8 protein-coding genes and 4 pseudogenes are annotated in these 12,515 nt (G+C 34.6%); 10 read left to right on the forward strand and 2 right to left on the reverse strand.

The features are described from left to right. Both ACYVEC_RS22530 and ACYVEC_RS22535 read left to right on the forward strand, forming a co-directional pair. Positions 1–538, forward strand: a 538-nt coding sequence (locus ACYVEC_RS22530) for an RNA-guided endonuclease TnpB family protein (RefSeq protein ID WP_460508402.1), incomplete at its 5' end; no start/stop codon positions are given. 162 nt (positions 539–700) lie between these two features. Next, positions 701–868, forward strand: a pseudogene (locus ACYVEC_RS22535) (IS6 family transposase); the annotation flags it as partial. Between the two features lie 154 nt (positions 869–1,022). Here the strand turns inward: ACYVEC_RS22535 and ACYVEC_RS22540 are convergent. After that, entirely contained in the window at positions 1,023–2,423 is a 1,401-nt protein-coding gene (locus ACYVEC_RS22540) for a zinc dependent phospholipase C family protein (protein ID WP_098556505.1), read from the reverse strand. Between the two features lie 254 nt (positions 2,424–2,677). Between ACYVEC_RS22540 and ACYVEC_RS22545 the strand changes: the two are divergent. The 8 genes and pseudogenes from ACYVEC_RS22545 to ACYVEC_RS22580 form a co-directional block, all read left to right on the forward strand. Next, positions 2,678–2,794: pseudogene (locus ACYVEC_RS22545) on the forward strand (histidine kinase); the annotation flags it as partial. Between the two features lie 227 nt (positions 2,795–3,021). Further along, a pseudogene (locus ACYVEC_RS22550) lies at positions 3,022–3,256 on the forward strand (sodium:proton symporter); the annotation flags it as partial. Positions 3,257–3,516: 260 nt separating this feature from the next. Next, complete coding sequence (locus tag ACYVEC_RS22555; RefSeq protein WP_098556507.1) at positions 3,517–4,296, forward strand: YrrS family protein; 780 nt, start codon at positions 3,517–3,519, stop codon at positions 4,294–4,296. A 183-nt stretch (positions 4,297–4,479) separates the two neighbouring features. After that, the gene (locus tag ACYVEC_RS22560; protein WP_098556509.1) at positions 4,480–6,294 is read left to right on the forward strand and encodes an acyltransferase family protein; all 1,815 of its coding nucleotides are present in this window, start codon (positions 4,480–4,482) and stop codon (positions 6,292–6,294) included. 655 nt (positions 6,295–6,949) lie between these two features. Then, positions 6,950–8,248: a hypothetical protein gene (locus ACYVEC_RS22565; RefSeq protein ID WP_098556511.1), complete on the forward strand. Its 1,299-nt coding sequence runs from the start codon at positions 6,950–6,952 to the stop codon at positions 8,246–8,248. Between the two features lie 169 nt (positions 8,249–8,417). Further along, positions 8,418–9,605, forward strand: coding sequence for an amidohydrolase (locus tag ACYVEC_RS22570; RefSeq protein WP_098556513.1), 1,188 nt, complete (start codon positions 8,418–8,420; stop codon positions 9,603–9,605). A gap of 12 nt (positions 9,606–9,617) precedes the next feature. Next, on the forward strand, positions 9,618–9,818 hold the full coding sequence (locus tag ACYVEC_RS22575; protein ID WP_098556515.1) for a DUF3311 domain-containing protein: 201 nt from the start codon (positions 9,618–9,620) through the stop codon (positions 9,816–9,818). Beyond that, positions 9,815–11,311 (forward strand): annotated as a pseudogene (locus ACYVEC_RS22580) (sodium:solute symporter family protein). The gene ACYVEC_RS22575 and the pseudogene ACYVEC_RS22580 overlap by 4 nt, the downstream one beginning before the upstream one ends. A 329-nt stretch (positions 11,312–11,640) precedes the next feature. Here ACYVEC_RS22580 and ACYVEC_RS22585 read toward each other — a convergent pair. Further along, the gene (locus ACYVEC_RS22585; protein ID WP_063223341.1) at positions 11,641–12,372 is read right to left on the reverse strand and encodes a M23 family metallopeptidase; all 732 of its coding nucleotides are present in this window, start codon (positions 12,370–12,372) and stop codon (positions 11,641–11,643) included. Positions 12,373–12,515: the final 143 nt, after the last annotated feature.

Below are 12,515 nucleotides of genomic sequence, written 5' to 3' on the forward strand. Positions count from 1 at the left end.
AACAACCTATAAAAATCCGAAGTTTTTTCGATCATTAGAAGAGAAATTGGCAAAAGCACAGCGTGTTCTTTCTAGAAGAATGAGAGGGTCTTCTCGCTGGAATAAACAACGAGTAAAAGTAGCTAGAATTCATGAATACATGGCAAATGCTAGAAAAGATTACTTGGACAAAATCTCGACTGAAATCATCAAAAACCACGATGTTATTGGTATAGAGGATTTGCAAGTATCGAATATGTTAAAGAATCATAAGTTAGCAAAAGCAATTAGTGAGGTATCATGGTCGCAATTTCGAACTATGTTGGAATATAAGGCAAAATGGTACGGCAAACAAATCATTGTCGTATCGAAAACATTTGCTTCAAGCCAATTATGTTCTTGTTGTGGATATCAAAACAAAGACGTTAAAAATCTAAACCTACGTAAATGGGACTGCCCTTCTTGCCTTACACACCATGATAGGGATATTAACGCAAGTATCAATCTAAAGAATGAAGCGATAAGGCTTCTAACCGCAAGGACTGTGGAGATAGCCTAATAAATTAGAGTTCGATAGAACTCTTTACTTAGGAATCCCCCACTTCTAAACGAAGTGAAAGTGGGGGTAGTTCAAGACAATGAGTATACCAGCTCAAACTACACCATATAAAGTCATTATTTTGTGTCAAAAGTGATTTCTATTCTAAAGGGTCTCTTGGTTTATCAAACTACAATCCATTGTAGAATCAAAAATTTTAGCCATCTTATTGACCAGAATTATAGGCATGTCAAGAAACGTTTTGCCAAATCTGCAGGATTTTAAAATCTTCGCCATGATTCACGTACGATAAAAGGTATCGAGACTATTCATGCTCTATATAAACAAAGGTGAATTCTTCAAAGAGACTCCGCCTTTTCAACGTACAATAGACTTCAACAATTACTAGCTAATTCTTAAACCTTGATCCTTATTTACCTTAAGAAAAGCAAATACCTTAAAACAAAAAACACACTCGTTCTGATTAGGAACGAGTGTGTTTAGGTTATCTGAAAGGTACAAACTTCCATGAGCTAGGTTTTTGTGTTTTTTCCCCTAGTACAATCCAACTTTTCTCTGCATTTATATTCTCATAATTTAATGGATAACCATCTGTAAAAATATTATATTCTGTAGGGTTATCCGAGTTAATTTGAATTTTAAAGTCTGCTAAACTATCAGATTTCTCAGCAAGGTGAACCCAACTAGAATATTTCGACCAATTTAAATATTGATATTGATCATAATTAGAATGCTTCATGCGAAGGTATACGCTTTCACCGTGGTGTAGCTTTGCATCATTATCTTTGTAAAATACAAATTCTATAGGTGTACCAGATAAAGCATTGTTCTTATTATTTGCAAGTAAAACATAATCGTAACGATTTGCTATATACCATTCAAACGTTAGACCTTGAAAAGGAGATTCACTTGGTACGATATAATAGTTTTTCCCTGTTTCTATAACATTTCCTGCTATATCATAGATTTGTGCAGTTTCTAAACTTGGAGCTTGTACATTTTTAGTAAACGTTTTAAACCAAAGATTTAGGAAACCTGCTGTATTACGCTGAGATTCTCCTAAGCTTCGCTGCACAGCTGGGGTAACCATTTCTTGCCACAATTGCGCTTTACCTCTATTGTAATACTCAAATGTTTTATCATTAGCGATATTTTGAATTTCAGGTTTAGCTACTCGAGCTGCATAATCAATCCATTCTTCAGGTGTAGATAGAGAGTCGCTATAATTCCCTCCAGTAGTGACTGCAAATTGATCTTGAATGGTTGTAACATAATTTTCAAAATAGCTATGATATTTTATAGCTCTCGTATCAATTGCGGTAAAATTTGCTGCATGCATAGGCTGTGTCGCATCTGTAAAGTAGTGCGTGGCTACCCCTAAGTAATAGAAAGCTTTTTCATAGTCTTTATTTCGTAAATGTTCTCCAGATTCATAAAAGTATTTCTTGCCTTGTGTAAGAGCGGTTGGATCTGTTTCTCCTCTATAATTTTCTTTAGTATCAGGATCATAAAAATGGGATTTCCATCCACCTTTAAAAACGCCGCCTATTCCCGTTCCGCCATCGTTAAATTCTGCATTATAATCTGCATCATATAATCCTTTAGAAAATAGATCTTTATATTGCGGATAATTTAAGAAATCCACAGCCTGCTTATTTGCTTCAACATTAGATTCTGTTTTCATAATTTCAATAGCTTGTGTTGCAATCCATAAATGTGTACTTTTATCAGAATGATACGGAGCTTCTGCAGACCATCGAGCGGTAATAGGATCATTCTCAGTTAAATCAATTTGATCGAGATGAGCAAAACTACTTTGAGGAGCTACTCCTAAAATAGTTAAAGTCATTCCAGCTATACATAGTGTTGATGTGATTTTTTTCATTTTTTATTCCTTTCTAAATATGAAGATATAAGTATTATAAATACATCAATATCATGAAGATACAGGAAACTCCTAATATGTAATATTACATATTAATAAATTTGTATGAATGTATATGAAACTTAAAGATTCCTATAATGAACATGCAGGTTTCCTTTTATATTTGTTAGTTTTATCAGTAAAGTAGACTATATATCAACTTCAGATACTTGTTTTATGATACGAGTAATCAAACAAAAGGGGGGCCATACAAAATGATTAAACCATTATTAACAGGGCACTCTTTTAAGTACAGGAGATTATTAGCAGGTGGAGAAAATGTTGAAGATGTACAGACAGATAAACATATTCCATATGAACAAAATGAATTGTAGCAAACCCTAGAAAAGTACGATTCGAAGGAATTGAGTTATAAAAAGAAATATGTACATATTCATTATTGAAGTTATTAATAATAAAATGTATTATAGATAAGCGCAATTTATAATTCAAGTAAGTAGGAATGTGTATTCATAATAAATTAAATATTCAGAAATAACGTTATTGTCTGAAAAACGGGGTGGAATTAATAGAAACGTTACATATTAAATGATATGGATTGTATAGTTTAAAAGACTTTTACAGTAGAGAAGAAGTTTTTAAGAAGGTTATAAACAAAGAAATATTGCTCTATGTTGAAAAAATAAAAGCGCTTTATACAAAAGATAAGGGGACTTTATAAAGAATCGTTTTGTCATGAAAGCGAATTAAAGGTTAGATTAGGAATAATAGAATGCCCTAGTGACGAAAGTTATTCTGAAAAGAAGATGAAATCTCTTTTGATTTCACGGCATATCCATTAGAAAGCGCAAACTAAAGAGGGCAGTTGATTTTAAAAATTATAAATCGGTGAAGAAGAGGCTTATTTGTTAATAAGTATACTTAAGTACAGACACTTATTAATCTTTAATTTATTAAACTATTTTTGAATAACATATATCAGATACTTGAAAACGCACAAACCTTAATATTTTTATTATTTAATAAAAATATTAAGATTCTTAGGAAGAATACGTAGAGATTAGTGGGAAAAATAAACACGGAGGTTTGAAAAATGGGACAAGGAAGCAGGTTTCAAGCAAAACAACAAAATCGTCGTAATAAGGGGATATTTAATATCGCATTTAGTGTGGTAATAGTAACAGTTGGCATAGTGACGTATCAGTTGTTTTTCACTTCTGATACATCAAAGAAAGCAATTGCTCAAGAAAAGAAAGTAACAAAGATAGAAGAAAAGAAAAATGAAGATAAAGTAGCAACAAAGATAGAAGAAAAGAAAAACGAAGATAAAGAAGCAGCAAAGGTAGAAGAAAAGAAAAACGAAGATAAAGAAGCGGCAACGGTAGAAGAAAAGAAAAACGAAGATAAAGAAGCGGCAAAGGTAGAAGAAAAGAAGAACGAAGATAAAGAAGCAGTAAAGATAGAAGAAAAGAAAAACAAAGATAAAGAAACAGCACATTTAGAAGCGGAACAAAAAGTAGAAGAACCTGTAAAAACGAACGAAAATGAAAATAAAGAGGGAGAAAAAACGATATCTCAAGAAAAGGGTTCTCAAACTAATTCTTCTTGGAAGGCAATTGGTACAGAGCAAGGAGCAAAACCTGCAATGCAATTTAAAGAAGGAACAGTAGATTGGAATGAGATGAAAAAAGCAATTTCTTATGCTGTTGATGTTCCAGAGAATCAATTGATTTTTGATTTTATTGGGAATAATGGTAATAATAAAGCCTACGGTAATGTACGAGATAAGCAAAGTAATAAAAAATATAAGGTTGATATTGATTGGGTAGAGAATCAGGGCTGGAAACCAGTATCTGTTCAAGTGGTAAAATAAATAAGCAAAATATAAATGCTATCCTCTCTTGTTATGAGCGACTAAGCTATTATAGTCTAGATAAGATAAACTTGGTTCTATATGGTGTTTTTTTATAGCCTAGTTTATACGATTTTAGGAAATTAATAGCATTTTATACCGCTATTAGTAACCTAATTTCCAAGAAATAGAGGTGATTGTAGGGTGACTAAACCTTTTGAAAAAAATAGTCGTTATATGGTTGGATTGGACAGTCTAAGGGGCCTAGCTATACTAGGTGTTATTTTGTATCATATTAATTTTAATTGGATGCCTGGAGGGTTTTTGGGAGTTACTGTATTTTTTGTACTTTCAGGTTATTTAATTACAGATATTCTAGCGATGGAGTGGAAGAGAAATAAGAGAATTGATTTAAAAAAATTCTGGCTTAGTAGGGCAAGGAGATTACTTCCTGGAATGCTTGTTATGCTCGTTATAACGTTGGCATGGATTACGATTTTTCATAGCTCTTTACTTGAAAAAATGCGTGGAGATTCATTAGCAGCGTTACTTTATGTTAGTAACTGGTGGTATATTTATCATAAATTATCGTACTTTGATAATTTTAACCAGCTTTCTCCATTGAATCATTTTTGGTCTTTAGCAGTTGAGGAACAATTCTATGTTGTTTGGCCGTTTATCATTAGTTTAGGACTTTACTACATAAAAAAACAGTCCCGTATGATTTTATTGATTTGTCTGGGAGCTGTTGCTTCAGCTTTAGCGATGGCAATTTTGTATGAACCTGGGGCTGATCCGAGCAGAATTTATTATGGCACAGATACGAGGGCCTTTTCTTTACTTATTGGAGCGGCACTTGCCTTAATTTGGCCAAGCAATAGGCTTGCAAATAAAATTATTCCAAAGGCGCGTCTCATTCTTGACGTAGTGGGAGGAACTGCTCTTATTATCATTTTGCTTATGTTTTGGAAGACGAATCAATATGATCCGTTTCTATACAAGGGCGGAATGGTTCTCTTATCAATTGCAACAGCATTGTTAGTGGCAAATCTTGCTCATCCAGCGAGCCGTATTGCTCAATTTTTACGATTTAGACCTTTACGTTGGATAGGAATAAGGTCGTATGGCATATACCTTTGGCATTATCCGATTCTTACATTGACGACTCCAAAAGTAAATGTTGGAGATTTTTCACTAATAAGAGCAATTCTTCAATTTCTTCTAATTATAATGATTGCGCAAGTTTCATGGAAGTATATAGAAAAGCCAATTCGACAAGGTGCGCTCCGAAATATTCAGTTTAAGAATTTAAGATTTCAAAATGTCGCTTTAGGTGTTAAGTTAGCTTTAATTTGTGCAGTATTCGTTTCGTCGATAGCCGTCTTTGGGTTATCAAACGCTAGTAAGGCTAAGGAGAATCCTCAACTAGATAAGGGAGAAGTAGTACAAACACAACCGGCGAAACATCCAGTTGCAGTTTGGGAAAATCCAACTCAAGAGACGCCCAAGAATCAAGAAGAATCAAAAGAAGTAGATTCTGCGCAACCTAAAAATTCTCCCAATATTACAGCGATAGGCGATTCCGTTATGATTGATATTGCTCCATATTTAAAAAATACTTTTCCTGATATTAGGATTGATGCACAGGTTGGTCGCCAGCTGTCAAAAGCGATTCCTGTAGTTGAACAGTTAAAGAATGAAGGGAATTTAGGAAACTATGTCATTATTGGGTTAGGTACAAATGGAGCCTTTACTACGGAGCAACTTGTATCATTAATAGAATTAATTGGAAATGAACGTAAAATGATATTTATTAATACGAGGGTACCACGTCCGTGGGAATCAATCGTGAATGAGAGATTGAAAGTGACGGTATCTAAATATCCAAATGTAACTCTAGTCGATTGGTATGCAGCAAGTGCTGGAGAGAAAGACTACTTTGCGCCTGATGGTGTGCATTTAACCAAAGTAGGTGCAGAAGCATACGCAGCACTTGTAGTCAAAGCTGTGAATCAATAATTCGATATGCATTATAAACTTCTGTTGCAAAGTTAATTGAAATATAAAAGATTTATGGTTGAGAAAGAAAATTTTTTGCAGTCATCAATAATGAATGGTTTCAATGCCTGTTACTATACGTGAGCTATGACGAAGGCTTTGAAATTTTGTGGATTTGGAAAAGTGTCTGTCGCTATACATGTCGATGTTCATGTTCTGTGAAATTACTAAGAGGAAGAAAGAATTGTAACTTCCTAAATCTAAAAATAAGCCCAAGGAATTATTTAATTCTTTGGGCTTATTTTTGAACCAGAATTGGGTATTGTTAGAGAGTAAGAGAGAAGGCGAAAGGAGATTAATAGATTAATTTCTTTCACCTTTTTATCTCATGTATAGCTCGGGGTAAATGCACAGCTGATGTTGAAGGTTTTTGGAAAAAGTTAGATGAAATGCATGTGCTTGTATGCCAGATTATGCAAAAGGTATATCTGAAGTCCTAAAAAATACTTTTGAGAAAGGATTCTCTATTGGGAAATGTGAAGGTATAAAACAGGAACTTCAGGTGAGAGATGAATGTTTGGCAAGCGTAAGTCTAGGTTTTTTAGTATACTATATGTATCTTATAAAATGTGAGGTATAGCCTACAAGAGTATATTGTAAAGGCAGTGAATATAGTATGTATAAAATCGGATTAGTCGGTCTAAAAAGTTCTATAGATCAAATTTTAAGCATGGTAGAAGAATTCAAACATGATTTGGAATTTATCCCTTATACTTATGAAAAAATAGAGGAGATTGAGAAAATTGTAATTGAACACGCTCCCCATGTCCATGCATGGCTTTTTTCAGGGCCACTTCCCTATGAAATTGCAAAAAAATATATAGGCACCGATAAAATAATGGTTTATGTTCCTGCAACAGAATCAGGTTTGTATAAATCTCTATTAGAGATGATCTATGAACAAGGGAGAATTATTGAGAAACTAAGTATCGATACTATGTCTTTAAATAATATTAGTGAAGAAGCTTTATCACAGTTACATATAAAGAAACCACAGATTTATACGAAAGTATTTGATTTGGATATTGATATGGAGGAATTATTGAATTTTCATATGGATTTATGGGAAAAAGGTAAAACATCAGGAGCCTTAACTTGTTTCCCATCAGTATGTGATTCTCTAAGAGAGCATGGAATCCCATCTTACAAGATGTCGATGAGTAAGATGGAAATTCGACAGACGCTTAGAATACTTTCTGAGAAAGTAAAAGCCTCCTATTTTAAAGATGCACAAATTGGTGTCGAAATCATTGAAATTGAGTATTTTAATAAAGTTGCGGAGGAAATGAAGACTCCATATCATTTGCAATATTTGGAGATTAGATTGAAAGAAATATTGATTCAGCTTGGTGAAACAATTAACGGGTCTTTTTCAGATAAGGGAAACGGTAGATATATGATTTTTAGCTCTCGTGGTGCAATTGAAAGAGAAATACAGATGCTGCAAGATGCTGTTCAGAGATTAGCGTTTGAAGCAGATACAACTGTTGCCGTGGGAATTGGCTTTGGTGAGACTGCATATTCGGCAGAAATTAATGCTTTTCGTGCAATTCAGCATTCTAAGGGAATGAAGAAGCGTGGGATTGTAATTGTTCAAGATGATGGTAAAATTGTTGAATCGCCGGGTGATAAAAAAGAATTAAGTTTTACAATTCGTACCCAAAGTGAAGTCCTTTTAGAGAAATTAAAAAAAGGGAATATCAGTGTGAAAACGTATAAAAAAATATCGGCTCTTATAGATAAAATGAAATGGAATTGCTTCACAACAAAGGAATTAGCGACACATCTTGAGATGACAGAACGGAATGTGAGACGTATTGTTACGGATATGTGCGAGGTTGAATTGGCACAATGTATTGGTCAAGAGACATATGCTACACGTGGAAGACCAAGTAAAATTTATCGATTGTTATAAGCATCCATTAGGGGTGCTTATTTGTTTTGTAATGAATATAAGATTTATTTGTCTGAAAATATTGAAATTTATAAAAATAACTAATATACTTAATTTAAGGAATTTTTTCCTTAAATGAACCGAAAATAAAATTTCTAATGAAATTTATATTGAAAAGGAGCTGAAATACATGTCTCAAATAGCAGGAATTCATAATTTAATTGAAAATATTCAAGGCGAAGTTGTTAGATGGAGGAGACATTTACACAAATACCCTGAACTATCATTTCAAGAAGAAAATACTGCACAATTTGTTTTTGAAACGCTACAAACTTTTGGTAATTTAGAAATTACGCGCCCGACAAAAACAAGTGTTATGGCCCGCTTAATTGGTAATCAACCAGGAAAGGTAATTGCATTACGAGCAGATATGGATGCGCTTCCAATTGTGGAGGAGAATGATTTTGATTTTGTGTCACAGAAGATAGGCGTAATGCATGCTTGTGGACATGATGGACATACGGCAATACTACTGGGTACGGCATGGGTTCTTACACAATTAAAAAATCAAATTAAAGGGGAGGTGCGTTTTATATTTCAACACGCTGAAGAACTCCCACCTGGTGGTGCTCAAGAACTAGTGCAAGCTGGTGTGCTAAATGGAGTAGATATGATTATTGGAAGTCATCTTTCGTCGGCGCTTCCTTTGGGGAAGATTGGCTTGAGTTACGGTCCAATGATGGCTGGAGCAGATACTTTTAATATTACGGTGTTAGGTGAAGGAGGACACGCATCGCAACCTGAATTAACGATTGACCCCATTGTAATTGGAACTCAGATTGTTACTAATCTCCAACACATTGTTTCAAGATATCGAGATGCTCAGGAAACGCTTGTAATTTCAGTGACTCAGTTTAATGCGGGAGGTGCGATTAATGTTATCCCAGATAAGATAAGTATAGGGGGATCTGTTAGAAGCTTTAATCCAGAACTGAGGGAAAAGGTTCCAACTTTTATTGAGCGAATAGTAAAAGGAATTACAGAAGCGCATGGAGCTACATATGAATTCAATTATCATTTTGGCTATGCTCCGACTATAAATGATGAAGAAATAACAAGATTGATGGATGAGACAGTGTGTGAAATATTTAGTGAAAACAATCGAGAGATTTTAAAACCAATTATGGGGAGTGAAGATTTCTCTGCCTATCAACATATGACTCCAGCATCCTATATTTTCATAGGGGCTCGTAATGAAGAAAAAGGAATTATCTATCCTCACCATCATCCCAAATTTACTATTGATGAACAAGCTTTACAATATGGAGTACAGTTATTTGTGCACGGTACTCACAAGATGTTAAACCTAACGTATTAGGGGGATAATAGTATGAAAATCATACATTGGCTTAGCATTATTCCATTTTTAGGATTTATTGTAGGGGCTTTATTTACAAATAAGGTGAGTCCTTATGTTTTTGGAATGCCATTCTTCCACTTTTGGATTGTACTCTGGTCACTTATAACCACAGCTATCTTAGCGATTATTTATAGAATAGATCCTGTTAATCAGAAAGGGGATTCAAAATGAATATTGCCGTGTTATTCATTTTATGTTTTTTCGTCATCCCTATTTTGATTAGTATTCGTGCTAAAAAAGGACAAGAAATGGATTTAGAGCAATGGTCGGTTGGGGGTCGTGGAATGGGAGCCCTGTTGATCTTCCTTCTGTCTGCAGGCGAAATGTATACTACCTTTACCTTTTTAGGAGCAAGTGGTTCAGCTTATGGAGAGGGGGGATCTATTTTTAGTATCATAACATATGGGTGTTTAGCAACGGTAATCTCCTACTGGACCTTTCCTGTTATTTGGAGGTATGCAAAGAAACATAAGTTAGTTTCACAGTCGGACTTTTTTGTGAAAAAATATCAAAGTCCTTATCTTGGGGTACTTGTTGCAGTTATTGGTGTAATAGCCTGTACATGCTATTTAGTACTGCAATTGAAGGGACTAGGATATATCGTTTCTGCAACATCTTACGGTGCCATATCTTCTACAACAGCCATTTGGTTAGGAGCGATAGGTGTAACTATTTTTGTAATGGTTTCCGGTATTCATGGCTCTGCGCAAACATCGATTCTAAAGGATATTCTAATTCTTGGGATTGTCGTATTTTTAGGACTTTAATTTCCTATTCATTATTATGGCGGGATTCAACCTATGTATGAGGCAATTGAAAAAGTAAAACCGAACTTTACCATACTACCTGAACAGGGAATGAGTATATCATGGTATATATCGACAGTAATATTAAGTTCTATTGGATTTTATATGTGGCCACATGGTTTTTCCCCCATTTTTGCTGCATCAAGTGAAAAAGCATTACGAAAAAATGCAATTTTAATGCCGATGTACCAATTAATTTTACTATTTGCCTTTTTCGTTGGATTTGCTGCAATCTTACGGATGCCAGGATTAAACGGTAGTGATATTGATTCTATTTTGCTGCAACTGTCTAAACAAGCTTTTAATCCGTGGTTTGTAGGGGTAATTGGCGGAGCGGGAGTGTTAGCGGCACTAGTTCCAAGTTCATTATTATTAATAGCAATATCAACATTGCTTGCCAAAAATATATATCAAGTATGTAATCCTTCTGTAACGGAAAAGCAGCTTGGCAAATTGGTAAAATACTTAGTTCCGTTTATTTCTCTTGTAGGAATTTACTTGACCTTTAAAGGAGGGAATACCCTGTTTAGTCTAGCTCTAATTGCTTATAATTTCATTACACAACTCGCTCCAGCTTTTTTTGCGAGTTTGATGAGAAAGAACTTTGTGACTAAACAAGGGGCGTTTGCTGGGATTATTACAGGTGGATTGTTAGTCTCAATTATGGACTTAGGAAACCTTAGTATTGGAAAAATATTTCCTAATTTTCCTCAGGTAATTAAAGATTTAAATGAAGGAATTATCGCTTTATTTGTGAATATTGTAGTTTTAGTAATAGTCAGTTTGATGACCAAAAATATTTCAAATGTTCATCAGGACAAGAAAACTGTAAATATATCAAAAAAGTCCCTAAGTTAGATTGGGGACTTTTTTATTGCTAGATAGATACAAGAGCAAAAACGTTAAGATAGTAAATACGGTTCTGGTGCAAAAACTCTAGGGCGAATCTCTAAATCTTGGAGGCACTTATAGTACTACTCTTTAAAAATCTTAGCTTTATATTGCGATGTAACGATACCTATATGTAATTAAATACCTCTAGCAAACCCCTCCATTTATTACGAAAGGGGTTTGCTATTCACATAACTTATCATTTTCGGTAGTTAGGATATAATTAAAACCGAATTGATAGAAACCTATTTTTGTACTGTATGCCATTTTACTACTGCTATACAGATAGGCTCAAGCTACGCTGGTGGTGCCCCGGATACCCATGAAGTGCCATTCCAGCGCCACCATGATCCATTCCAAAAATACCAGGTTCCTTGGGACCATGCCCAACCTGTAAAAGCACCGGTATTAATATCGAATTCATACCAACTGGATCCAAGTTGTACCCAGCCCAACCAAGGTTTTCCATTAACAAAATAGTACCATTGCCCATTTGATTGAATCCAACCATTTGTATTAGAAGGAATAAGACCATTCATGGTCCAATCACAAGTCCAATTCTGTGCAAAATTATTATCATCTGAATTAGGGGCAAAACGTGCAAAATGAACGTGGGGTCCTGTTGTATTTCCTGAATTATCCACGTTTCCAAGGAAATCTCCTGCTTGGACTGTGGAACCCTTTACTAAATAACCAGCAGGATAAACATGAGCATACAAAGTGTAGTACCCATCACTACCTTTAATTGCTACACCATGAGCTTCCGGACATAATGATGGTTGATTAGTATTATCCCAACACGTAGTGTTTCGGTTGACATATACTACTGTGCCCGACTCTACAGCATAAACAGGTGTGCCATTGCCAACAAAGCCTGTTATTACCCCATTACTTACTTGCATCACTTGCCATTTGATACCGGAAAATCCTATATCTCTGGCGCCTTTATGATTTTCGCTACACTCAGTACCCACGACATAGACTGGCTGTGATGTGTTAAAGGGAGTACGTTGATATTGATAAGGCATATTATTTATTCCACTCCTTTATTATGAAATGTTACATTCTGATAAAACAATTAAAAGATGCTTGTCCGTTTGTTTACTGTCATAAATACATTTTTGTTTAAAAAGACTAAAACGAATTTCCAGGTGGAGTAGTTGGTGGTGTA

The sequence above is a fragment of the Bacillus sp. MN7755 genome (genome assembly GCF_054771475.1).